This window comes from Emergencia sp. (assembly GCF_048465375.1).
Taxonomy (GTDB): Bacteria; Bacillota; Clostridia; order Peptostreptococcales; family Anaerovoracaceae; genus Senimuribacter.
In genome coordinates, this window is the sequence record NZ_DBFWLQ010000016.1 from 1 (window position 1) to 25,171 (window position 25,171).

Consider the following 25,171-nt stretch of genomic DNA (forward strand, 5'->3'; position numbering starts at 1 on the left):
TTTTGTGTCAATAGGGGTTAAAAGTGCGCTGCCAGGGGCGCTTGGCAGGGGAGCAGGACGTAACGGTGTGTGAGCAGTTACGCAATAGGGCTTCCGCACGGGGAGCCTGCTTAACGGAAACCCGATTTTAGGCAGGTTTTGCGTAACAGGCATTAACCTGGGAGACGCCAGTTACGCAAGCGAGAGCGCTGCCGCGCCCACTGCTTAACGGTTATGACCTTTTGTCACATTTCTGCGTAACTGGGGCAGGCGTGGGAAGAGGGAATTACGCAGCAGGGCTGATTAAGTGCGGTACTGCTTAACCGTTTAAGCATTTCTGGCGATTTCTGCGTAACGGATACGCCAATCCTTTTATGTGAGAGCACATATTACTTTGTGTTTTGGTGAACCAAATCGTTTGTGAAGACACTATATAAGTGAAGGCCTTTACAACCTGCGAGGAGGAAGCGATGGACAATATTGAAAAAATATTTGAAGAATACAGCGACTGCATATATCGCTTTTGCTGCAATATATCTGATAATCTCTATGAAGCAGAAGACTTATTTCAGGATACGTTTTTAAAAGCGATGGAAATAGAGAAAAAGGTATTGGCTGCAGACGACACAAGGTGTTATTTAATCGGGATTGCCCTTCATCTTGAGAAAAATAATCGGCGAAAAAAAGCCAGGCATAGGAGAATCGCACCAGAAACCAGAAGTTTTGACCAAGAGGCAAATATCTTAGAAGCAATCACTTTGGATGAGAAGAGTATAGAGGATCGCTTGATTGAAAAGGAGCAGATTGTACGAATAAGACAGAATTTGCAGGAGCTGCCCCAGTCTTACAAGATGATAGCTTCCCTCTATTACGGCGAATCAATGCCGATTAAAGAGATTGCGAGAATCGTGAAACTTCCTCAGGGTACGGTAAAAAGCCGGCTTTATAAAATCAGGGGAATACTCCGGAAAGGATTGGAGGATTGATCATGGACGATAAAACATATGAGAATTTATTGAGGACAGCATTCCGCGAAAAGGCAGAAACACCGGAATCTTGGGGAAAAAAAACAAGGGATTTAATGGGTGAACATGAAGGGGCGATACCGCGGCGAATATGGGCGGGCAGGCGAGTGATTGTTCTTATCCTCATATTGGCACTGGCTGTCCCAGCAGGCGTATACGCCGCTTTTAGGCTGCTGGACCCTGCTGATACCGCTTTGCTCATGGAACGAGAGGAACTGGCAAAAGTCTTTGACAAGGAGGTGGCTGACATTGTTTCGAAAACTGATGGAGGCTACACAGTGAGCCTGCTCGGCATGGTGTCAGGGCGGCAATTGGATGCACTTCATCTTGACGATGAGGATGCTGCGGAGCGAAATTACGCAGCCTTGGCAGTGCAGAGGACTGACGGTACGCCAATAGAAGATTATGGCAATCCGAATATCTCTGTTTCGCCGGTGATTGAGGGGTTTGACCCGGCGCGCTGGAATACGGCTGTCTTTGACAACGCATGGGAAAAACAAATTGTGGACGGAGTTTTGTATTGCATTGCGGATTGGAAGGATCTGCAGATGTTCGGATACCGGAAAATGTACATCGCAGTGATGGAGGACACTTTCGTACCGTCAAGAGAACTCTTTGACTTCGACGAAAAGACGGGAGCAATCACCGAAAATGAAACATATGATAAAGTAAATCTGCTCTTTGAAATTGAGGCGGATAAAAGCAAATCTGATCGGCAAGCTGCGGAAAAGTGGATTGCTGAAAAAGAAGCAGAGAGTATGCAGGGAGAGGATGCTGCGGCCGGGGATTCGCATATCCAGGAAATTAAGAAAAATGGAATCACTTTCAAAATAAAGGATGGTATGCTGAGGAGCAGAGGTGATGAGGACGCTGTATATGCACTGAATTTTTACGTCAAAGGCGAAGGAATCAAATCGGTACAGCTTGTAACCAACAAAGGGGGCGTCTTGCAGCCAGAACTAATCACTAAAGCAGAGTATGAACGCAAAAACGCGGAGTGGGAAAAGCAAAAAGAGGTGACTGACAGGCGTGGCAGTCTGCACTGCAGCCAGGGGCTGTATCTCTTTTCTGATTATGAGAAAGTGAAAAAAACCATCAAAGTAGATTACAATCGGCTTAGCAAAGACCTATATGGCGAAGAAGCGCTGGAACTAGTAGCGACCAGAGGGACCCAAGGCTCGACAGAGCTGAAAATCATTGTAACAAAGAAAGATGGATCGACGGTGACACAGAAGGTCAGATGCAGTGGAACACGGGAAATCAATGGCTTCGAGTATATCATTTATGATCTTCAATAATGGGGCTTACAAAAATGTAAGCCTCTAAAATCTTAATTTTTCTTCAGAACTATCGACAAAATTCGCTATAAATAGTAAAATGTCATAGTTACAGTCAAGTGACTCGATAAAATGAATTAAGAGGACAATATGAGAAGTGATAAACATCATAAGAAAAATAAAGAGAGCAGCGGCTTGCATAAGTTTACAAGAGTATGGTCGATACTATATTTATTGGTGACAATTGCTTTTGCAGGAGTTCTGGTTTATATGGATCTGCTGCCATTCAAATATCTTTGTATTGCCATAGGGGTTATTGTAGTTCTCGTACTGATTGTTTTTCCGGCTATGTTTTTCAAGAATTTCAAGAAGTCGAGGAAGATCATTTCGCTGGTGTTATCCATTTTGCTGATGCTGGCGTATGGAGCAGGCATCGTCTATATGAGTGGCACCATCGACTTCTTTTCAAAGATTACGAAAATCGGCGTACAGATGGAGGAATATTATGTTGTGGCCAGAAAAGACAGCGACTATGAAGATGAAAGCAGCATCAAAGGAAAGACCGTACAAACCTATCTCAGTAATGAACTCAACTATTCAGAGGCAAAGAACAAGCTGAAAGAGGTTGTAGAAGTCAAATATGAGATGATGGAAAGCTTATCTGAACTTGCAGATGGCTTAGTAGACGAAAAGTACGATTTGATTTTTGTCAGCGAAGCCCATTACACGACCATCTGCAGTGAGCGCAAAAACTTCAGAGACGATACGAAAATTATATATACCGTAGAGGTGGAGCAGGAGACAAAGGATATCGTCAAGGATGTAAATGTGACAGAAGAACCCTTTAACGTGTATGTCAGTGGCTTAGACACGGAAGGCAGCATCAGAACCGTTTCAAGATCTGATGTAAACATGATCGTGACCGTCAATCCGAAGACGCACAAGGTGCTTTTGACTTCTATACCGAGAGATTATGAAATCAAGCTGCCGAGCAAGCAAAATGCCATGGACAAGCTGACACATACAGGTCTCTATGGCATTGAAGAGACCATTGCTTCCGTAGAGCAGCTGATGGGTATCGACATCAACTATTACGTAAAAGTAAACTATACGACCGTGACTAAACTGGTGGATGCCATCGGCGGCATCGACATCCATTCGGACTTCACCTTTGTAACCCACGGAATGGGCGTCTATTACGAGTTCTATGAGGGGCAAAATCATCTAGATGGCTCCAAAGCGCTGGCCTTTGCCAGAGAACGAAAGTCTTTCAGCGACGGAGATTTTCAGCGAAACAAGAACCAGCAGATCGTATTGGAAGGCGTTTTGAAGAAAGCGCTGTCCAGCACCACGATTTTGACGAAATACACGAATATTCTCAATGCTGTGGAAGACAACGTGGAAATCAACATGTCCCAGAAGGATATGCAGAAACTGATCAAGATGCAGATGGACGGGATGCCGTCCTGGGATATCCAGAAGCAGAGCATCACGGGCACGCCGGACAGCAAAATCTGTTTCTCGACTGGCGATTATTATTCGTCGGTGGTAGACGTCGATCAAAAAAGTGTGATTTCTGCTGTGGACAAGATTGTAGCGGTCATGGAAGGTGAAAAAAAATAACAACTAAAATCAAAAAAATATTGACATTGACAAGACCCTTTGATACACTTAATAGGCAACTTTATGATTATTATGACAGAGCTGGGTCACTCCGGCTCTGAATTTTGAGTTTAAAAACGGAGGACAATCAAATGAGAGTAAAAGTTACATTAGCATGCACTGAGTGCAAGCAGAGAAATTACAATACGATGAAAAACAAGAAAAACGATCCTGATCGTATCGAACTGAAAAAGTATTGCAAATTCTGCAAGAAAGAGACTCTTCACAAAGAGACAAAATAAGGAGAAAGTTTTATGGCAAACAAAGACCAAGTAAAGAAAGCTACAGCGAAAGCTAAAAAGGGCGGCGGTGCCAAAGAATACTTCAAAGGCATCAAGCTCGAGATGAGCAAAGTTGTATGGCCTACAAAAAAAGAATTGGGATCTTTTACAGCTGTTGTAATTGCAACATGCGCTGTGTTCGCACTGGGATTCTGGCTGATTGATACAGGCTTCTTAGCAGTTCTAAGAGAAGTGCTGGATATCAAACTAAACTAAATTAAAGAAGAAGGTACGGAAAATGTCTGATATTGAAAACAACAATACACTATCTCCCTTAGAAGGAGAGGGTATTCGAGGTGATGGCCAGGCCAAGTGGTATGTAGTTCATACTTATTCGGGTCACGAAAACAAAGTAAAAGTGAATATCGAAAAGATGGTTGAGAACCGTGGCATGCAGGATTTAATTTTGGACATCATCGTGCCGACAGAAGACAGAGTCGAAATTAAAGACGGTCAGCGTAAGATAAAGACCAGGAAGATGTTTCCCGGTTATGTAATTATAAAGATGATTGTTACCAATGAATCCTGGTATCTTGTAAGAAATACGCAAGGTGTTACCGGGTTCGTAGGTCATGGCTCCGAACCGATTCCCCTTACTGATGAAGAAGTGGCTAGAATGGGAATCGAAAAAGTTTACATCGACCTGGATGTCGAAATTGGCGACACAGTACGTGTGATCAGCGGTCCTTTTGAGAGCTTCATGGGTGAGGTTCTCGAAATCAACAAAGAGAAACAGGTACTGACAGTCAAGGTTTCGATGTTCGGTAGAGATACACCTGTAGAATTAGAATTCGGGCAGGTAGATAAACTATAGTCAATCTATAGAGAAAGGAGAAGAACAATGGCTAAAAAAGTTGAAGGTTATATCAAACTTCAGATAGCAGCCGGTAATGCTACTCCAGCACCTCCAGTTGGACCTGCACTAGGTCAGAAGGGTGTTAACATCATGGACTTCTGTAAGCAGTTCAATGCTAAGACTCAGGACCAGCCTGGTATGATTATTCCAGTAGTAATCACTGTTTATGCAGACAGATCATTCACATTTGTATGCAAGACACCGCCAGCAGCAGTTTTACTGAAGAAGGCAGCAGGATTAGATGCAGCTTCTGGAGAACCAAACAAGAAGAAAGTCGCTACTCTGACTTACGCGCAGGTAGAAGAAATCGCAAAGACAAAGATGCCGGACTTAAACGCAGCTACACTTGAAGCAGCTACAGATATGATCAAGGGTACTGCAAGAAGCATGGGAATCGTTGTTGAAGACTAATGAGATGGGAGACTGAATAGAATCAGGTCAGTCGCTATTACCACAAGGAGGAAATTATGCCTAAAAGAGGAAAGAATTACAAAGCAGCAGCTGAGAAATTTGATAAGACAAAGCTGCACGAAGTAACAGAGGCTATGAAAGTAGTTTGTGAGACTTCAAGAGCGAAGTTTGACGAGACAATCGAAGCACACGTCAGACTTGGCGTAGACGGAAGACACGCGGACCAGCAGGTTAGAGGTGCAATCGTACTTCCAAACGGAACTGGCAAGAGCGTCAAGGTTTTAGTATTTGCTAAAGGCCCTAAAGCTGAAGAAGCTGAAAAAGCTGGTGCTGACTACGTAGGAGCTGAAGATATGGCTCAGAGAATTCAGTCTGAAAACTGGTTCGACTTTGACGTCGTAGTTGCTACACCAGATATGATGGGTGTTGTCGGAAGACTTGGTAAAATATTGGGACCTAAAGGATTGATGCCAAACCCTAAATCAGGAACTGTAACGATGGATCTTGAAAAAGCGTTGGCTGAAATCAAAGCAGGTAAAGTTGAGTATCGTCTCGACAAGCAGAACATCATCCACACACCGATCGGAAAGAGCTCATTCGGTCCAGAAAAGCTGGAAGAAAACTTCAAAGCTTTGATGGAGGCAATCGTAAAGGCGAAACCGGCTACTGCAAAAGGTCAGTATCTGAAGAGCGTTACACTTGCATCAACGATGGGTCCTGGAGTAAAGGTTAATCCAGCACTGATTGGCTAGTACAATTTTATAACTTAGAGATTTAACCGTAGACAGCGGGTGCCGCGCAAAAGCGCATGCTTAATTCCCCGCCGAGGTACAATATATAGATATTGACCCTGTCTGCCGTGACAGGGTTATTTTATTGAGTACCAGATTCGTAGATTGCCCTGACGCAATTTACAGAAAGGAGAACAGATTATGTCAGTAGAAGCAAAACAGCAAAAACAAGTAATCATTGACGAGATAAAAGGAAAGCTAGAAAATGCGCAGTCAGCAGTTGTTATCGACTACATGGGAATTACAGTTGCAGAGGCTGATGCAATGAGAAAAAAGCTTCGTGAAGCAAATGTTGATTACACTGTTTATAAGAACACTTTAATCAAGAGAGCTATCGAAGGAACTGATTATGCTCCTCTTGCAGAGGTACTTGATGGACCGAGCGCAGTTGCTATCAGCAGCGAAGACGCAACAGCTCCAGCAAGAACTCTCAACGAGATTATCAAAGACTACAAAAAAATGGAATTCAAAGCAGGTGTCGTTGAAGGCACTTACTATGACAAAGCTGGAATCGAGCAGATTGCAGAAATTCCATCAAGAGATGTACTCATCGCCAAGTTCTTAGGCAGCATCCAGTCACCAGTCAGCAAGTTCGTCAGAACTCTGGCGGCGATTGCAGATGATCAGCAGGATGGCGGCGAGGCACCGGCTGAAGCATAAGATGCCGTAAACACGAAATTAAAAAAATCCAAGATATAATTTAGAAAAAGGAGAAAAGAAAATGAATAAAGATCAGATCATTGAAGCTATAAAAGCTATGACCGTTTTAGAGTTAAATGAATTAGTAAAAGCATGTGAAGAAGAATTCGGAGTATCCGCAGCAGCTCCAGTAGCAGTTGCAGGTGCAGCAGCAGGTGGTGCAGCAGCAGAAGAGCAGACTGAGTTCACTGTAGTTCTTGCTGAAGTTGGTGCAGAAAAGATCAAGGTTATCAAAGCAGTTAGAGAAATCACTGGCTTAGGACTGAAAGAAGCAAAGGCTGTTGTTGACGGAGCTCCTTCCCCAATCAAAGAAGGAATCGAAAAAGGCGAAGCTGACGCTATCAAGGCTCAGCTGGAAGAAGTTGGAGCTAAGGTTGAACTGAAATAGTTCTCCTGTCGTCTTCAGATTGTTTAATCGAGCGAAACACCCTGTGTATCAAATGCACAGGGTGTTTTTATGGAAAAAATAAAAAATGCGGCTTTTTATGACTAGGAGGGTGTATGTTCAAGTGAACAATATACGAATAACTGTTTGAGAATGGGTTTATTCAAAAGATGTGTTTGTCAGTAAAACTTTATTTCTCGTAAAATTCATGGAATTCACAGTGCAAGGCAGTGAGTTTTTCCATGACCCACGGCCGTTTTAACTGCCCCGTCTTTTCGACAGCGTCCAGGGACTTTTTCTCGTTCTCCATCAACTGCTTGACCTTGACAAGCAGTTCTTCGGCTTCGGCGGGATTGATAAACAGAACACCGTCGCCGTCTGCGATGACAATGTCTCCAGGATTGACAATGCGGCCTCCGCAGACGATAGGCGTATTTACTGTGCCGGGGCCGTTTTTCCATGGTCCATCCGGCGTCACGCCTTTTGCATATACAGGAAGCCCGGTGGCCGCGATCTCTTCTTTGTCCCTGATCGCCCCATCCACAATGATTCCGCCGACTTTCTTTTTCAGCAGGTAGTGTACCATGATTTCTCCGAAGATGGAACGACTGGTATTGCCGCCGGCATCAATGACGATGATGTCGCCCTCCTTTGCTAAATCCATCGCATAGTGGAACATCAGATTATCACCTTCTGTTACTTTTACCGTAAGTGCCGGTCCTGCCATGCCGCTTTTTCCAATCGGCTTAATTGCTGCATCTGCTGCAGCTTGTCTTCCCATGCAGTCATCCAGATTGGCAACTGGGATGCCCCGGAACCTATCTATCAGCAGCTTGTCCGGGCGCTTAAAGTCATTGTATACGATACAATTAATATTACTCATCTTTTTACCTCCGCTGAATCGTTAATTTTACCAATTGCATGTCGCATTCTTTTGAGGGCTTCGCGAAGGTCTGCCTCAGCAGTCGCGAAAGACATGCGAATACAGCAGTTGCCGCCTTTGCCATAGCAGTCTCCTGGAACTACGGCCACGCGGGCTTCATCAAGCAGATAGTCAGCAATCTCGAAACTGTCTTTTTCGGCAAGATCCACTTTTGCCCAGGCATAAAAAGCGCCCTGCGGAACAAGGCAGGTTATGCCTGGAATCTCATTAAGCCCTTTTACGAAAAAGCGGCGGCGGTCATCGTAGCTTTCAACCATTTTTTTCATATCCTCCTGGCAGTCTAATGCGACAAGGGCAGCTTCCATCGAAAACTGGCTGAGGCAGCTGATTGTGTGTTGACTGAGGATGGACATTTTGTTGATGATTTCTTTTGGCGCGCAGGCGTATCCTAAACGCCAGCCAGTCATGGCAGTTGACTTAGAAAAGCCGTTGAGAGTGATCACTCTGTCTGCAATTCTCGGCAGAGACGCAAGGCTGACACTTTGATTTCCGTCATAGGTGATGCGTTCGTAGATTTCATCGGAAATTAAGAGCAGGTCATGTGCCAGGGCAAAATCGGCCAATGTAGCGGCTTCCTCTTGAGACAAGATACAGCCTGTCGGATTATTGGGGTAATTGACGATGACCGCTCGTGTTCGACTGGAAACCCGTTTTTCCAGGGCCTCTCTTGTGATCTTGTAATGAGATTCGAAAGAGAGTTCCACATCTACGGGAATCCCGCCAGCCGCCATGACGATAGGTCCGTAGGAGACCCATGCGGGATTGAGAATCAAGACTTCTTCTCCTTTGCCTGGAGTAATCAAGGTGCGGACGGCCTCATATACAGCATATTTTCCTCCTGGAGTCAGGATGATGTTCTCACTGGAGGCATCGATATCGTTTTCTTCAGCTAGTTTCCTCGCGATGCGCTGACGAAGGGCCGGAAGACCCAGCGCCGTATTGTAGTGGGTATGCCCCTCCGCAATACCGGTGATTCCCGCGATGCGGGCGGCATCGGGAGTATCAAAATCCGGTTCTCCTGTGGCAAGGGTAATGATATCGACGCCTTCTGCCCTGCGCTTCTTTGCTTTTTCACTGACTGCCAGAGATGCTGAAGGGGGAATATTTAATAGTGTTTCGTTGAATTTGTACTTCATTGCGTTTCTCCTCTTTCCTTAATTCTGCTTACAGTTTAAATGAGGAGACGGCGGACTGTCCAATGAAACCTTTGTTTATTAAATATGAAAACCTTTTCTATTTGAAATAGAAAAGGTTTTGCTATTTAATATCAAAAATCTGACTTTTACAAGTGCAGGCATGTTCGCATATAATGAGCCATATAAAAACAAACGGATCAAACGCTTAATGACAAAGGAGACAAAAATGGACTTAAAGAACAAATACACCGGAGGTTTTTACCTCGGTAAAATCGGACCATGGGTTCCAATCATTTTGATGGTTATCGGCCTCATCATCGGAACGAAGATCGGCGGCGGGGGAATCCTGCGATTCTCACTGATTACATTTTTGGCCGTCATCGCCGGATTTTTTCTAACAAAAGATAAAAAGAATTTTGGGAAAGTCGCGATTTCAGGACTGACCAACAGCATGCTGGCAATCATCATCATCGCATTTTTGTCAGCAGGCGTTTTGGGACAGCTGCTGAGGCAGAGTGGATTGATTGAAGCGCTGGTGCATATTGCTGGCTCAGTAAATTTTGACGCCGGCTTTCTGCCACTGATCAGTTTCGTTATCTGTGCCATTATATCCACTTCCTGTGGAACCTCTTCTGGTTCTATCACGGCCATGGCGCCAGTGATGCTGCCGCTTGCAGTCGGCATGGGATGCAGTCCGGGGCTGGTATGCGGTGCGATTATCAGCGGAGCCATTTTTGGCGACAATCTGGCGCCTATTTCAGATACCACCATCGGCTCCGCCTTGACACAGGAGGCGCAGGTGGGAGACGTGGTCAGAACGAGGCTGCCATATTCTCTCATAGCAGGCGGAATTTCAGCTCTACTCTTTGCTGTGCTTGGCAATATGACGACGGCAAGTCACAGCATGGAAGGGGTTTCCATAGATGCAGATTTGAAAGCGCTTCTTCTCTTGATCCTGCCGGTAGTTATGATTATCATGATTAAGAAGGGCTTTGACTTAGTGGCAACACTGCTAGTCTGTGATGCGATGGGCATCGTGCTGAACCTGGTTCTGGGAACCATTGATTTAAAAGCGATGCTTGCGAATGAAGGGCCGATTGTTGCTGGCTTGTCCGGCATGATCAATCTAGTCATGTACTGTGTGCTGCTATTCATTCTCCTGGAAATCCTCAATTGCAGCGGCGCTTTTGATGCACTGGTCCAGGGCCTTACCAAAAACTGCAAATCCGCCCGCTCTGCAGAACTGGTCTGTATGCTGGGCACAGCTGTGGGAACTGCGGCAGCAGGGGGAAGTTCACCGGCCGTGCTGTTCTTTGGACCGATGGTGCGCAAAGTGACCAAAGACTTTGGCATCGAACGGACGCGGGGCGCCAACATTTTGGATGGAACAGCCTGCGGCATTTCTTCTATTTTGCCTTACGGCACGCCAGTCATGCTGTGCCTGGGTTTTACAGCAGAAATAGGTTCTATTCCTTCTGATTTTGGGTACTTCGACATTGTACCGTACAGCTTCCATGGAATTTTGCTCCTGGTTTTGTTCGTGCTGAGCATCCTCACCGGCATCGGAAGAAGATATGTCAAGGACGGCGAAGAATAAAGGAATCAAATATAAAAATCCTCCCACACTGCGGGGAGGATTTTTCCTGTTAGTCGAAATATTTCTTAATAAGGATTTTAAGGGTTTCATCGGCCTCTTTGTGAAGAAATAAGTATAGGGGGAGGGTAAAGCTGGTATCTTTCAGTTTATAAAAATGAAAATCCGCATCTTCGCTTAAGCGTCTGGTATGGTTCTCGGGAAGGATGCACCAGCCGCCTTCGGGCAGTGTTTTGAATAATAGTGAGGGCGAGTCCACATACATGTGAAAAGGCATCTTCGTTCCGAACCAGGATTTGTAGAAGGCTGCGCAGTCGGGATTGTCCAGAGCAATTCCTTTGACCAGCACTGCTTTGGACGGATCAAGCGCGGAAGGCTCGACAGCGCTAGACCTGCGGACGGTTTTTGATCGTTCAACCAGCACCATGGGGGTGGACTGAATCTCACGGACCAAAAGCTTTGGACTGTTTCTGTAGATGAAGCCAAATCCGATATCGGCGTCTCTGCTTTCGACAACGGATGGAATGGCAGCGGAGTTATAGGTGCTGACCGATAATCGCGCGTTGCTGCTCTCTTCGGTAATCTGTGTATAGAGACTGGAATACTGCTCATGTACACTTGCAGGGGCAGCAATCCTGATCGTAGTAATCTCAGTCAGGGTACTGAACGCAAGGGCTTTGTGGTACACGTCTTCCCATTCTCTGGCGATAGAAAGAAATTCTTCGCCCTTTGCGGTGAGGCAGATATTGGCGATTCCTTTATTACGAGTAACCAGTGTGACGCCAATCTCATCTTCTAACGTCTTAAGCCGATAACTCAATGCGGACTGAGACACGAACAGTGTATCTGCGGCTTTGGTGATATTCTTCAATTCTGCTATGGCGATAAAGGCCTCAATTTGCTTATACTCCATTTCAATTCTCCCACTTGTATCGATATAAATTCATAGTACCACATAAGCGGCATTACCGCAAAAGAATTTGTATTGGTGCATTTTTCTGCTTTTTTGTCAAAAGAAGTATAGGAAATGAGCAATTTCACAATACTCGAATAAACGGAATGGAAAAAATTTGCTAGTATTTTTTCAAAAAAGCTTGACTGTTTGACAAGCATATGGTATCATAATAGACTGCCACGCAAATGTAAACTGTTAAGATATAAGGAGTGATAAATATGCCAAAACCTATCAAAGTAGGTAGAAAAGAACGTATGACCTTCTCAAAGATCAATGAAGTCGGCAAGATGCCTAACTTGATTGAGATTCAGACCAGCTCATATGATTGGTTCATTAAAGAGGGTCTCCGAGAAGTTTTCGAAGACATCTCCCCTATTAGAGATTATGCGGATAATCTTATATTAGAATTCATAGATTACTCCCTTAATGATCCTCCAAAGTATGAGCAGGAGGAGTGTAAGGAAAGAGATGTCACATACGCAGCTCCACTTAAAGTCAGAGTAAGACTCGTTAATAAAGAAACAGGCGAAGTAAAGGAACAGGAAGTATTCATGGGAGATTTCCCTCTGATGACGGAGAAGGGAACTTTCATTTATAATGGAGCGGAAAGAGTTATCGTAACTCAGCTGGTTCGTTCACCTGGACCTTACTATAGCGTTGAAACTGATAAATCAAACAACAAATTATATTCGACACAGATTATCCCTAACAGAGGTGCATGGCTGGAATACGAAACAGATTCCAACGAGATCATTTCTGTAAGGGTTGACAGAACCAGAAAACAGCCTTTGACCACGCTTTTGAGGGCTTTGGGAATCGGTTCTGACCAAGAAATTCTTGACATCTTTGGAGAGGACAGCAGATTGCTGAAAACCTTAGAAAAAGATGCGACAAACGACTACGAAAGCGGTCTGAAAGAAATTTACAAAAAGCTGAGACCAGGCGAACCACCGACAGTGGAAAGTGCTAAATCTCTGCTTAATTCGCTGTTTTTTGATGCAAAGAGATATGACCTTGCAAAGGTAGGCAGATATAAATATAACAAGAAATTAGGTCTCTCCAACAGATTGGCAGAAGCAGTTGCAGCAGAAGACGTTATCGATCCGAATACTGGTGAGATTTTGGCGGAGGCAGGCCAGAAGATCAGCCGCGGATTAGCGAGACAAATTGAAGATGCAGGCGTGGAATTTGTAATGGCATATGGTAGAGACGACGAGACACAGGTTACAAAGGTAATCGGAAACAAATTTGTCGCTCTGGATCAATATGTAGAGTTTGACACTAGCGGTCTGAAGGTTGCAGACAAGGTATTTTACCCTGTCCTGATGGAAATTTTGGAACAGTGTCAGAGTGAAGACGAAATCAAAGATATGCTGGTAGCGAGAAAGAACGACTTGTCACCAAAGCATATCCTTATGGAAGATATCATTGCGTCGGTCAGCTATATTCTGAACTTAAATTATGGTATCGGTAATGCAGACGACATCGACCACTTAGGAAATAGAAGACTGAGAACCGTAGGCGAACTTTTACAGAACCAGTTTAGAATTGGTCTGGCAAGAATGGAAAGGGTCGTCAAGGAGAGAATGACCATTCAGGACATCGAAGTGACGACACCACAGGCACTGATGAACATCAGACCTGTAACCGCTGCTATCAAAGAGTTCTTTGGAAGTTCCCAGCTGTCTCAGTTCATGGACCAGAACAATCCTCTTGCTGAATTGACGCACAAGAGAAGATTATCTGCTCTGGGGCCAGGCGGTCTTTCCAGAGAAAGGGCCGGATTCGAAGTTCGAGACGTACACCAGTCCCATTATGGCCGTATGTGTCCGATCGAGACGCCAGAAGGTCCGAACATCGGCTTGATCGGTTCCCTGACTACCTATGGTATTGTAGACGAGTATGGATTCATTGAAACTCCGTACAGAGTCGTACAGAAAGAAACAGGCCTTGTAACAAAGGAAATCAGATATATTACTGCTGACGAAGAAGAACTGCTTATCATCGCCCAGGCCAATGAGCCTCTCGATGAGGAAGGGCACTTCATCAATGCAAAGGTCGCAGCTAGAGGGGTAGGCGGAGAAATCGCCATGTTCCCAAGAGAAGTGGTAGACATGATGGACGTATCGCCAAAACAGGTAGTATCTGTGGCGACCGCCATGATTCCATTCTTGGAGAACGACGACGCTAACCGTGCCCTGATGGGATCTAACATGCAGCGTCAGGCAGTGCCTCTGCTGGTAACGGAAGCACCATACGTGGGAACAGGTATGGAATTTAAGGCTGCAAGAGACTCCGGCGTCGTGATTCTGGCAAGACATGCCGGAACCATTGAATTCGTCGACGCAGAAAGAATTGCAGTCAGAAGAGATGACAACAACGGATTAGACGAATATAAATTACTGAAATTCAAGAGATCCAACCAGGGAACTTGCATCAATCAGAGACCAATTGTAGGTCACGGCGAGCATGTAGAAGAAGGAGAAGTCATCGCTGACGGACCTTCTACAGAACTAGGTGAAATCGCTCTCGGCAAGAACCTGCTGATCGGATTCATGACCTGGGAAGGTTACAATTACGAGGATGCGATTATTCTCAACGAAAAGCTTTTGATGAACGACGTTCTGACTTCCCTTCACATTGTAGAATATGAAGCAGAAGCCAGAGATACCAAGCTTGGACCAGAGGAAATCACCAGAGACATTCCGAATGTAGGTGACGATGCACTGAAAGACTTGGATGAAGAAGGCATCATCAGAGTCGGAGCAGAAGTAGAGTCTACAGATATTTTGGTCGGCAAAGTAACCCCTAAGGGTGAAAACGATCTCAGCGCTGAAGAAAGGCTGCTGCGTGCAATCTTTGGTGAAAAAGCCAGAGAAGTCAGAGACACTTCCCTGAGAGTGCCTCATGGCGAGACGGGTATCGTCGTTGACGTGAGAATCTTCTCCAGGGAAAATGGCGACGAACTTCCTCCAGGTGTTAACAAACTGGTAAGATGTTACATTGCAACCAAGAGAAAAATTAATGTCGGCGATAAGATGGCCGGAAGACACGGTAATAAAGGTGTTATCTCCAGGATTCTGCCAGAAGAGGATATGCCATTCATGGAGAATGGAGAATCTCTTCAGGTCATGCTGAATCCGCTGGGCGTACCTTCCCGAATGAACGTAGGGCAGGTATTGGAAGTGCACCTGGGTCTGGCAGCAAAGAAGAAAGGCTGGTATATTGCAACACCAGTATTCGACGGTGCTACAGAAAAAGACATCCGTGAACTTTTAGTAGATGTAGGATATTCAGAAACAGGAAAATTAAATTTAAGAGACGGCAGGACCGGAGAATGGTTCGACAGCCCGGTAACCGTAGGTTACATGTATATGCTGAAACTTCACCATTTGGTTGACGATAAGATTCACGCTAGAAGTACAGGACCTTATTCCCTGGTAACACAGCAGCCTCTTGGCGGTAAAGCGCAGTTCGGCGGACAGCGTTTTGGAGAGATGGAAGTTTGGGCCCTGGAGGCCTATGGTGCAGCTTATACTCTGCAGGAAATTCTCACTGTGAAATCCGACGATATCGTGGGAAGGGTACAGACCTACGAGGCAATCGTAAAGGGTGAAAATATTCCGGAACCTGGAATTCCAGAATCCTTCAAGGTACTGATTAAGGAAATGCAGTCCCTTGCTTTGGACGTCAGAGTTCTGACTGAGGACAATGAGGAAATCCAGATTAAAGAAGTATCAGAATATGATGATGTTTCCGGCATTGACGGAATCATGACCGTAGATACTGAACTTGAGGAAAGCGAAGAAAAATTATTTGCAGAGGGCTTTACCGAAGAAACCCCCGACGATGACATGATAAGCGATCACTTTGCAGATGATGAACAGTTATAAGAAAGGGGAGAAAATCTTTGACTGAGAATGTAAATAAAAACACGAACAATTTCGAACTTAACAACTTCGAATCTTTACAGATCAAATTGGCCTCAACAGACAAGATTATGGAATGGTCCCACGGCGAAGTAACAAAGCCGGAGACAATCAACTATAGGACTTTGAAGCCAGAAAAAGATGGTCTGTTCTGCGAAAAGATTTTTGGACCTATGAAGGACTGGGAATGTCATTGCGGAAAATATAAAAGAATCAGATATAAAGGGATTGTCTGTGACCGCTGCGGTGTAGAGGTTACGAAAGCGAAAGTAAGAAGAGAGAGAATGGGACACATCAAACTGGCTGCCCCGGTTTCTCACATCTGGTACTTCAAAGGGATTCCTTCGAGAATGGGGCTTATTCTCGATATCACTCCGAGAAACCTGGAGAAAGTCCTTTACTTTGCGGCATATATCGTAACTGATCCAGGCGAAACCGATCTTGGATATAAAGAAATCCTCACAGAGCAGCAGTATAGAGAAGCCAGAGATAAATATGGCAGTGACTTTAAAGCTGCCATGGGTGCTGAAGCTGTCAGAGAACTCTTAGCACAGATTGACCTGGAAGCACTTTCAAAGGATCTTCGTGAGAAGTTGAAAGGCGCTACTGGCCAGAAGAAAGTGAGAATCGTAAGAAGACTGGAAGTTGTAGAAGCATTGAGGCTTTCTGCCAACAAACCGGAATGGATGATTCTGGAAGTTATTCCTGTAATCCCGCCAGATCTGAGACCGATGGTTCAATTGGACGGCGGCAGATTTGCGACTTCCGACTTGAACGACTTATATAGAAGAGTTATCAACAGAAACAATAGATTGAACAGACTTCTTGAATTAGGCGCGCCTGATATCATCGTCAGAAACGAGAAGAGAATGCTGCAGGAAGCGGTTGACTCTCTGATCGATAACGGCAGAAGAGGCAGACCTGTTACTGGTCCTGGCTCCAGACCTCTGAAGTCTCTGTCCGACATGCTGAAGGGAAAGCAGGGAAGATTCAGACAGAACTTGCTGGGTAAGCGTGTTGACTACTCAGGCCGTTCTGTAATCGTAGTAGGTCCTGAACTGAAATTCTATCAGTGCGGACTGCCGAAGAAGATGGCTCTGGAACTGTTCAAGCCTTTCATCATGAAGGAACTGGTGGAGCAGGGTTATGCCCACAACATCAAGAATGCCAAGAGAATGGTCGAGAAGGTAAGACCGGAAGTATGGGACGTATTAGAGGGCGTTATCAAAGAACATCCTGTTATGCTGAACCGTGCGCCGACACTGCATAGACTGGGTATCCAGGCTTTCGAACCTGTACTGGTAGAGGGCAAGGCAATCAAGCTGCATCCGCTGGTATGTACAGCCTTCAACGCTGACTTTGACGGAGACCAGATGGCCGTTCACGTACCTCTTTCTGTAGAGGCACAGGCAGAAGCCAGGTTCCTGATGCTGTCAGTAAACAACATTTTGGCGCCGAAAGATGGCTCTCCAATCACGACACCGACGCAGGACATGATTCTGGGAGCATACTATCTGACGTATCCTGGAACATGCAAAAAAGTGGAAGTCGTAGACGGCAGAGAGAAAGTATCCTACGAGAGAGACGAATTTAACGACAAAAAGTCAGCCGAAGCTTTCAGAGCCGCAGGTTTTGAAAGAGTTCCTGAAAAGGGAGACGGCAAAGTCTTTACAGATATTGATGAAATGCTGATGGCATATCAGGATGAAATCGTAGATATTCACGCTAAAGTGAAAGTGAGAATGTATTTGGACGAAAACGATAAGAGAGGAAGGCTGGTTGAATCGACAGTAGGAAGATTCATTTATAACCAGCAGATTCCACAGGATCTCGGTTTCGTCGATCGTAATATGGACCCATATTCATTGGAAGTCGATTTCCTCTGTGACAAAAAGAAGCTGGGTGCAATCATCGACAAGTGTTACAAGACTCACGGCAATACGGGTACTGTCATCATGCTTGACTACATCAAAGACATGGGCTACCACTATTCAACAAAGGCCGCTGTGACCATCGGTATTGACGACATGAAGATTCCTGACAACAAGTGGGATATCGTCGCGGAATCACAGAAAGAAGTAGACAAATACGAAAAAGCTTACAGAATGGGTCTTATGTCCAATTCTGAAAGATATGATAAGGTTATTGAAATCTGGAACAAGACGACCGACGATGTAGCGGATGCTCTGATGGAATCCTTGGAACCAAAGAACAATCTGAACATCATGGCGACATCCGGAGCCAGAGGTAGTAAGAACCAGATCAGACAGGTCGGAGGAATGCGTGGTCTGATGGCCAACGCAACTGGTAAGACCGTAGAGATTCCAATCAAGGCAAACTTCCGTGAAGGACTTTCCATCTTGGAGTACTTTATTTCTTCCAACGGTGCTCGAAAGGGTCTGGCCGATACAGCGCTCCGTACAGCGGACTCTGGTTATCTGACCAGAAGACTGGTTGACGTTTCTCATAATGTCATCGTCAGAGAATTCGACTGCGGAACGGATGAAGGTGTGGAAGTAAGAGCCTTTACTGACGGCAAAGAAGTCATTGAACCGCTCAATCAGCGTATTGCGGGCAGAACGGCTCTTGTGGATATCGTCAATCCGCAGACCGGAGAAGTCATCGTAGAGCAGGGTGAGGAAATCACCGACGAGCAGTCCATGGAAGTGGTCAACTGCGGTATTGAGTCCATTGCAATCAGGTCCGTCATGACCTGCCACAGCAAAACAGGTATCTGTGCAAAATGTTATGGCAGAAACCTGGCCACTGGAGAGGAAGTCAACATCGGCGAGTCAGTCGGTATCACTGCTGCACAGTCCATCGGTGAACCGGGTACACAGCTGACCATGAGAACCTTCCATACTGGTGGTGTAGCTGGTTCCGATATCACCCACGGTCTTCCGAGAGTAGAGGAATTGTTCGAAGCTAGAAAGCCAAAGGGTCTTGCTGAAATCTGTGAGGAGAACGGCAGAGTCATTGACATTCAGCCTAGATCAGATAACAAAACCGAAGTTACTGTGAGAAGTGACGAAGGAGAAGATAAAGTATATGTAGTTCCTTACGGTGCAAGACTTGCCGTTAAGAAAGACGACTACATCTACGCCGGCGGAAACATCACAAGTGGTCCGCTGAATCCGCACGATATTCTGAGACTCAACGGTGTAGAAGGTGTATATCAGTACCTGTTGAAAGAGGTACAGCGTGTATATAAGAATCAGGGTGTAGACATCAATGACAAACACGTTGAAGTGATTGTCAGCCAGATGCTTTCGAAGTTCAAAATTGAAGATGCAGGCGACACTACATTGCTGCCGGGCGGATTATACAGCAAATTTGAAATTCAGGATGCAAACGAAGAAGCACTTGCTGACGGCGGTGAACCTGCCAAGGGCAAACAGATGCTTCTCGGTATCACGAAGGCATCCCTGGCTACGAACTCGTTCTTATCAGCAGCATCCTTCCAGGAGACGACCAGAGTTCTGACAGATGCGGCAATCAAAGGCAAGAACGACAAACTTATGGGCTTGAAAGAAAACGTTATCATCGGTAAGCTGATTCCTGCTGGAACGGGTATGAAGAGATATAAAAACATAAATCTCGATTACGGTGTAAATGAAGAATTTATGAGAGAATACGAAAGATACCAGGAAGAGGATGACGAACTAGATGAATACGTAGAGGAGCCCGTTGCAGAAGCACGTGAAGAAGATTACGAAGCGGAAACAGCAGGCATCTATGAGGTGAATGAACCTGAAATTGTAGAGCTGGATTAATCGAGCGCGGAGCAATCGCGTAAAAACGAGGGGCGGATTTTTTAATCCGCCCCTTTTTGAATGCAGTCGCCGCACGCCCTCACGTGCATCTTGCCAGGACATCTTGTTGCCGCACGCCCGGGCGTGCGCCTTGCCATGGTTCTTTGTCACTGCACGCCCGGTCGTGCGCGCCTTCATTTGCAATTTTTTAATCCTTAATGGCACATTTTTTGATTATTGTAAACCAATCTGCCTTCATTTGCAAATTATTGTTGATTACTTGCACATTTATCTTGTTTAACGCAAGCAAATTCACTTATAATCCTAAAAATGGAAAATAAAGTGTGATAAATAGTGTTAAATAAGGCTGAAGTATCATTGAAAAGGGCACATGCACTTGTTTTACGCCGTTTTGCAAAGGGAGTGGCGCAAGTAAATTTAATAAAATTAAAAATGAAGGCGCGTTCGTACTCGGCATGAGACTTTTGTGCAAGTAACCGGTATTTTATGCAAAATGAAGGCGCATTGACGTGTTGGTCTCTTCCGCCCCCCAATCTGTGCAGCAATGTTAGATGAGATAGATTTTATGTTATCTCATGTAAGGCTGCTGAACACCTTCAATGATTTTGGCTTTGCCAACCCGTATACCGTGGAGCAGGGGCAGAATTTGATCATTGATGATTTGATTGATAATTGCGCTGCTGAAATCCTGTTTGTTGTCGTCCATGGTCAGGATTAAATTTCCGCCGATGACGAGGCCATTTTGTTGGAAAAGATTCAGCTTTTTTGCATTATCTGAGCAATAGCCCTCGTTTGACAAAAGACCCAAGTGCTCCCATATCTTCCAATTGTTATCGGGAAGCAGAATCCGAAAATCGGGGAATAGTGTAACGCCGTTTGCACATTCGAAGGCTTCCTCATAATGGAAGGGGATTCCATAAGCGAACAGCGTATTTCCGAGAAGCTGCTCCGACTTGGAACGAACCAATTCACCGTAGTCCGTTTCGTGAACGTGGAGCTTGGGGTTGTAAGGGCATTTTTTATAAGGCGCAGTCAGTCGCTTTTCTAACAGCTGTTTTTTGCGCAGTAAAAAAACGTCTTGGTATTTTGTAGAACAACTCTTCATTACAGAAAATGGATTCACAGGCTTATACTTGTTAAGCAAACTTTCCAAGGGCCTTTTGTTTTTTAAACATCGATCGAGGATTTCCTGGCAGATCATTTTGTTTGTCAATTGAAGGATTAAATCGTGATTCCCCGTGATATTGACCTGCTTCTGCTTGCGGTCGGCGCCCTTTCGATCTTCAAAGGTCCAGTAGTAAGTCTTGCCGTGACGTCGCTCTCTCACCGTCAGAAAACCCTTTGGAGCGGCGTCTAAGAAATTTTGACAAGTTGAGATCAGCTTTTTTTCTCTGGTAATTTCAAATTCAAGCGCAGCGATGAGGTTATCCATAACGAATCTCCTTTTAATTCTAAATATGTAAATATTTTACAATAAAACGACAAATAAATCAAGCTGAGTTTGAAATAATTTTATCTCAAAGCCTGATAATCCTTGCATTACCATTGAAAATGTGATAAACTATTTGTTAGTTTCGAGTTAATTTGACCCTAATAAATGATTTAGGGTTAATTTGACTGTGAGCATAAATTAATTCTAAAAGGAAAGGAGAAACAAATGCCTACTATTAACCAATTAGTACGTCAAGGCAGAACTAGTGCTGTAAAGAAGTCAACTGCTCCTGCTCTTGGTAAGGGTATGAACTCTTTAAGAAGAGTTGCAACTGATACAAACTCACCACAGAAGAGAGGCGTATGCACTTCAGTTAAGACAGTTACACCTAAGAAGCCGAATTCAGCTCTTAGAAAGGTTGCCAGAGTACGTCTGACTAACGGTATCGAAGTAACAGCCTACATCCCAGGAATCGGTCATAACTTACAGGAACATAGTGTTGTGCTGATCAGAGGCGGAAGAGTAAAAGACCTTCCAGGTGTAAGATACCACATTGTTAGAGGTACCCTTGACACTGCAGGTGTTAATGACAGAGGTCAGGCTCGTTCAAAATACGGTGCTAAGAGACCTAAGAAAAAATAACACTGCGCTATTATTGACTAGAAACAATCGGGAATGAAAAGAGCCCTTAATATATATTTATGTTGTACGATAGAATGCAGCCAAATTAGAATTTGGACATTTTAAGCATAAATTCTGCCAAAACGCACATTTTATTTGCGGGACAGAATGTTATACGCCTAAATGCAGTCAAATCACAGATTTGAGCATTTATAGCATAAATTCCGTCTAACCACTTACTTCGTTCGTGGGACAGAATGTTAAGCGCTCGCGGCAGCCTGCTAATAAAAGGTTGTCGAGTACCCCTGAACAAGACTGGGCAGTCTATTTAATTGCCGGACTGTGCAGAGTAATTTTGCATGCAGAATGCAGAGTGAAGAGAAATGTGCAATTACAAAATTAGTTAAAGCAATTGTGCAGCTGATTTTAACGGATTACAGTAATTCGTAAAATGGAGGTTATATGCGAGAAATGAAATACACTCGCGCCGCTAATTTTGCGAGGTACAAGGAAGCGGAAGTTGCAGGCGAAGCGCCGTACTTAAAGTACGAAAGCGAGCCAAAACAAACGCTGACACAGTAATTCGCGAAATTAGCAAGCGAGGAGGGAAGAGAAGTGCCAAGAAAAGGTAACGTACCAAAACGTGAAGTGCTTCCAGATCCAGTATACGGCAGTGTTGTTGTAGCAAAGCTTATCAACAGCATCATGCTCGATGGAAAGAAAGGTACAGCACAGTCTATCGTTTACAAAGCATTTGATCAGATCAAAGAGACGACTGGTGAAGAACCATTGGAAGTTTTTGAAAAGGCTATGAACAATATCATGCCTGTTTTAGAAGTAAAAGCTAGAAGAATCGGTGGTGCAAACTATCAGGTTCCTATCGAAGTAAGACCAGAAAGAAGACAGACTTTAGGCCTGAGATGGTTAACAAAATACACCAGACTCAGAGGCGAAAAGACGATGTCAGAAAGACTGGCAAAAGAATTAATTGATGCGTCTAACAACAGCGGAGCATCAGTAAAGAAGAAAGAAGATACTCATAAGATGGCAGAGGCAAATAAGGCATTTGCGCACTTCAGATGGTAGTCAACTTTATTCAACTTTAGAAAAGCAGAAATGGAGGAAAGTGAATGGCTGGTAGAGAGTTTCCGTTAGAGAAAACTAGAAATATCGGTATTATGGCGCATATTGACGCCGGTAAAACCACTACCACAGAACGTATCCTTTTCTATACAGGAAGAACCCATAAGTTAGGAGAAACCCACGAAGGTGCTGCTACTATGGACTGGATGGAACAGGAACAGGAACGTGGTATTACAATTACCTCTGCTGCTACTACAGCACAATGGAAAGGCCATAGAATAAATATTATCGACACTCCGGGACACGTTGACTTTACTGTTGAAGTAGAGAGATCCCTTAGAGTTCTGGATGGAGCAGTAACTGTGCTTTGTGCAAAGGGCGGTGTAGAACCACAGTCCGAGACAGTTTGGAGACAGGCTGAAAAGTACGGAGTTCCTAGAATGATTTTCGTCAATAAGATGGACATCATGGGAGCTGACTTCTTCAGAGTTGTCGGTATGGTGAAGGACAGACTAAAAGCAAACGCTGTACCTGTTCAGCTGCCAATCGGTGCGGAAGATAATTTTGTTGGAATTATCGACCTGGTAGAGATGAAAGCAGAGATTTATAAGGACGAGCTTGGTAAGGAATATGAAGTTACAGATATTCCTGAAGACATGATGGATATGGCGCAGGAATGGAGAGAGAAGTTAGTTGAATCTGTTGCAGAATGTGACGAAGAACTGATGATGAAATTCCTGGAAGGCGAAGAGCCTACCATAGAAGAAATGAAGAAGGTTATCAGACAGCAGACCATTGCCTGCGAGATGGTGCCGATGCTTTGCGGATCCGCATATAGAAATAAGGGTGTTCAGATGATGCTCGATGCAGTCATTGACTACATGCCAGCACCAATCGACATTCCGCCTATCAAAGGTGTTGACCCAGATACAGGGGAAGAAGATGTTAGAAAGTCCAGCGACAGCGAACCTTTCTCAGCATTGGCTTTCAAGATCATGGCAGACCCATTTGTAGGTAAGCTGGCATTCTTCAGAGTATATTCTGGTACGCTAGAATCCGGCTCTTATGTTTACAATTCAACGAAGGGCAAGAAAGAAAGAATCGGAAGAATCCTGCAGATGCATGCTAATAAGAGAGAAGAAATCGAAAAGGTTTATTCTGGTGATATTGCTGCAGCAGTAGGTTTGAAGGATACAACAACTGGCGACACTCTTTGCGACGATAAAAACGAAATCATTCTGGAATCTATGGAATTCCCAGATCCAGTTATCGAAATCGCTATCGAACCAAAGACAAAAGCCGGTCAGCAGAAGATGGGTATCGCTCTTGCGAAACTAGCAGAAGAAGACCCAACTTTCAAGACCTATACTAATGAAGATACTGGACAGACCATTATCGCAGGTATGGGAGAGCTTCATCTGGAAATCATCGTAGATAGACTCCTGCGTGAATTCAAGGTAGAAGCTAATGTTGGTAAGCCACAGGTATCTTACAAAGAAACAATCAGTTCTACTGCCGATGTGGATCACAAGTATGCGAAGCAGTCTGGTGGTCACGGTCAGTATGGTCATGTTAAGATCAAAGTATATCCAAGAGAACCGGGTGCTGGCTTTGAATTCGTCAACTCCATCGTCGGTGGAGCAATTCCTAGGGAATATATCCCTAAGATTGAAGACGGTATCAAAGAGGCGATGGAAAACGGTCCTATCGCAGGATATCAGGTTGTAGACCTGGGTGTTGAACTGTACGACGGTTCTTACCACGAAGTTGACTCCTCTGAAATGGCCTTCAAAGTAGCAGCATCCATGGCATTCAGAGAAGCAGCGAAGAAAGCGAAGCCAGTTCTTCTTGAGCCAATCTTCAAAGTTGAAGTAAATGTTCCAGAAGAATACATGGGCGATGTAATCGGAGATATCTCCTCAAGAAGAGGCAGAATCGAAGGATCAGATATGAACAACGGTGCAGTAGCTGTTAGAGGTATGGTACCTCTATCCGAAATGTTCGGTTATGCAACTGACCTAAGATCAAAGACCCAGGGTCGTGGCGTTTATGTAATGCAGTTCGACCACTTTGAAAAATTACCAGACAGCTTAGTTGAGAAGATTGGTAATAAATAATTACAGGAGGAATAAAAATGGCAAAGCAAAAATTTGAGAGAAATAAACCGCATATCAATATCGGAACAATCGGTCACGTAGACCACGGAAAGACCACTCTGACAGCAGCGATCACAACGACATTGTACCAGAGATATGAACTGGGAGAGAAGGTGGCCTTCGACCAGATCGACAAGGCGCCAGAAGAAAAAGAAAGAGGAATCACGATCTCAACAGCACACG

21 protein-coding genes and 1 other annotated feature are annotated in these 25,171 nt (G+C 44.6%); of the genes, 17 read left to right on the forward strand and 4 right to left on the reverse strand.

Annotated features, from left to right (window positions below):
* Positions 1-449 precede the first annotated feature (449 nt).
* The 10 genes from ACMQ5W_RS11285 to rplL all read left to right on the forward strand — a co-directional run bounded on the left by ACMQ5W_RS11285 (position 450) and on the right by rplL (position 7,369).
* The gene (locus ACMQ5W_RS11285) at positions 450-965 is read left to right on the forward strand and encodes an RNA polymerase sigma factor (RefSeq protein WP_419025252.1); all 516 of its coding nucleotides are present in this window, start codon (positions 450-452) and stop codon (positions 963-965) included.
* Positions 966-967: 2 nt separating this feature from the next.
* A complete protein-coding gene (locus ACMQ5W_RS11290; protein ID WP_419025253.1) occupies positions 968-2,302 on the forward strand; it encodes a hypothetical protein in 1,335 nt (444 codons plus the stop codon).
* A 129-nt stretch (positions 2,303-2,431) separates the two neighbouring features.
* Positions 2,432-3,904 (forward strand): LCP family protein, encoded by a 1,473-nt coding sequence (locus ACMQ5W_RS11295; protein WP_419025254.1) that lies wholly within the window; start codon positions 2,432-2,434, stop codon positions 3,902-3,904.
* Between the two features lie 131 nt (positions 3,905-4,035).
* Positions 4,036-4,185, forward strand: coding sequence for a 50S ribosomal protein L33 (gene rpmG / locus ACMQ5W_RS11300; protein ID WP_034813889.1), 150 nt, complete (start codon positions 4,036-4,038; stop codon positions 4,183-4,185).
* A 12-nt stretch (positions 4,186-4,197) separates the two neighbouring features.
* Positions 4,198-4,440, forward strand: a complete 243-nt coding sequence (gene secE / locus ACMQ5W_RS11305) for a preprotein translocase subunit SecE (protein WP_067533009.1) — start codon at positions 4,198-4,200, stop codon at positions 4,438-4,440.
* Between the two features lie 22 nt (positions 4,441-4,462).
* Positions 4,463-5,038: a transcription termination/antitermination protein NusG gene (gene nusG, locus ACMQ5W_RS11310; RefSeq protein WP_148494774.1), complete on the forward strand. Its 576-nt coding sequence runs from the start codon at positions 4,463-4,465 to the stop codon at positions 5,036-5,038.
* Between the two features lie 27 nt (positions 5,039-5,065).
* Complete coding sequence (gene rplK, locus ACMQ5W_RS11315) at positions 5,066-5,491, forward strand: 50S ribosomal protein L11 (RefSeq protein WP_067533006.1); 426 nt, start codon at positions 5,066-5,068, stop codon at positions 5,489-5,491.
* Between the two features lie 56 nt (positions 5,492-5,547).
* A complete protein-coding gene (rplA, locus tag ACMQ5W_RS11320) occupies positions 5,548-6,243 on the forward strand; it encodes a 50S ribosomal protein L1 (RefSeq protein WP_419025255.1) in 696 nt (231 codons plus the stop codon).
* A gap of 8 nt (positions 6,244-6,251) precedes the next feature.
* Positions 6,252-6,375: a sequence feature (ribosomal protein L10 leader region), on the forward strand.
* 48 nt (positions 6,376-6,423) lie between these two features.
* The gene (gene rplJ / locus ACMQ5W_RS11325; RefSeq protein ID WP_148494770.1) at positions 6,424-6,942 is read left to right on the forward strand and encodes a 50S ribosomal protein L10; all 519 of its coding nucleotides are present in this window, start codon (positions 6,424-6,426) and stop codon (positions 6,940-6,942) included.
* A 61-nt stretch (positions 6,943-7,003) separates the two neighbouring features.
* Entirely contained in the window at positions 7,004-7,369 is a 366-nt protein-coding gene (gene rplL / locus ACMQ5W_RS11330) for a 50S ribosomal protein L7/L12 (protein WP_148494768.1), read from the forward strand.
* 187 nt (positions 7,370-7,556) lie between these two features.
* On the opposite strand, the gene ACMQ5W_RS11335 is transcribed toward rplL, so the two are convergent.
* Together ACMQ5W_RS11335 and ACMQ5W_RS11340 are read right to left on the reverse strand one after the other, a co-directional pair.
* On the reverse strand, positions 7,557-8,249 hold the full coding sequence (locus ACMQ5W_RS11335; RefSeq protein ID WP_419025256.1) for an RraA family protein: 693 nt from the start codon (positions 8,247-8,249) through the stop codon (positions 7,557-7,559).
* Positions 8,246-9,445 carry a pyridoxal phosphate-dependent aminotransferase gene (locus ACMQ5W_RS11340; protein WP_419025257.1) on the reverse strand — a complete coding sequence of 400 codons (1,200 nt, stop codon included), beginning with the start codon at positions 9,443-9,445 and terminating at the stop codon, positions 8,246-8,248. The genes ACMQ5W_RS11335 and ACMQ5W_RS11340 overlap by 4 nt, the downstream gene beginning before the upstream one ends.
* A gap of 226 nt (positions 9,446-9,671) precedes the next feature.
* On the opposite strand from ACMQ5W_RS11340, the gene ACMQ5W_RS11345 reads away from it, so the two are divergent.
* Positions 9,672-11,042: a Na+/H+ antiporter NhaC family protein gene (locus tag ACMQ5W_RS11345; RefSeq protein ID WP_419025258.1), complete on the forward strand. Its 1,371-nt coding sequence runs from the start codon at positions 9,672-9,674 to the stop codon at positions 11,040-11,042.
* Positions 11,043-11,091: 49 nt separating this feature from the next.
* Here ACMQ5W_RS11345 and ACMQ5W_RS11350 read toward each other — a convergent pair whose 3' ends face one another.
* Positions 11,092-11,952 carry a LysR family transcriptional regulator gene (locus ACMQ5W_RS11350; RefSeq protein ID WP_419025259.1) on the reverse strand — a complete coding sequence of 287 codons (861 nt, stop codon included), beginning with the start codon at positions 11,950-11,952 and terminating at the stop codon, positions 11,092-11,094.
* A gap of 260 nt (positions 11,953-12,212) precedes the next feature.
* Here ACMQ5W_RS11350 and ACMQ5W_RS11355 point away from each other — a divergent pair, with 260 nt between their 5' ends.
* Both ACMQ5W_RS11355 and rpoC read left to right on the forward strand, forming a co-directional pair.
* Positions 12,213-15,887: a DNA-directed RNA polymerase subunit beta gene (locus ACMQ5W_RS11355; RefSeq protein ID WP_419025260.1), complete on the forward strand. Its 3,675-nt coding sequence runs from the start codon at positions 12,213-12,215 to the stop codon at positions 15,885-15,887.
* 17 nt (positions 15,888-15,904) lie between these two features.
* Positions 15,905-19,696, forward strand: a complete 3,792-nt coding sequence (gene rpoC / locus ACMQ5W_RS11360; protein ID WP_419025261.1) for a DNA-directed RNA polymerase subunit beta' — start codon at positions 15,905-15,907, stop codon at positions 19,694-19,696.
* 568 nt (positions 19,697-20,264) lie between these two features.
* On the opposite strand, the gene ACMQ5W_RS11365 is transcribed toward rpoC, so the two are convergent.
* Entirely contained in the window at positions 20,265-21,128 is an 864-nt protein-coding gene (locus ACMQ5W_RS11365) for a hypothetical protein (protein ID WP_419025262.1), read from the reverse strand.
* 225 nt (positions 21,129-21,353) lie between these two features.
* Between ACMQ5W_RS11365 and rpsL the strand changes: the two genes are divergently transcribed.
* The 4 genes from rpsL to ACMQ5W_RS11385 form a co-directional block, all read left to right on the forward strand.
* Positions 21,354-21,770, forward strand: a complete 417-nt coding sequence (rpsL, locus tag ACMQ5W_RS11370) for a 30S ribosomal protein S12 (RefSeq protein WP_118336743.1) — start codon at positions 21,354-21,356, stop codon at positions 21,768-21,770.
* Between the two features lie 594 nt (positions 21,771-22,364).
* Positions 22,365-22,835 (forward strand): 30S ribosomal protein S7, encoded by a 471-nt coding sequence (gene rpsG, locus ACMQ5W_RS11375; protein ID WP_148494752.1) that lies wholly within the window; start codon positions 22,365-22,367, stop codon positions 22,833-22,835.
* A gap of 44 nt (positions 22,836-22,879) precedes the next feature.
* On the forward strand, positions 22,880-24,949 hold the full coding sequence (fusA, locus tag ACMQ5W_RS11380; RefSeq protein ID WP_419025263.1) for an elongation factor G: 2,070 nt from the start codon (positions 22,880-22,882) through the stop codon (positions 24,947-24,949).
* Between the two features lie 17 nt (positions 24,950-24,966).
* The coding region (locus tag ACMQ5W_RS11385; RefSeq protein WP_419025264.1) for a GTP-binding protein at positions 24,967-25,171 on the forward strand (205 nt) is incomplete at its 3' end.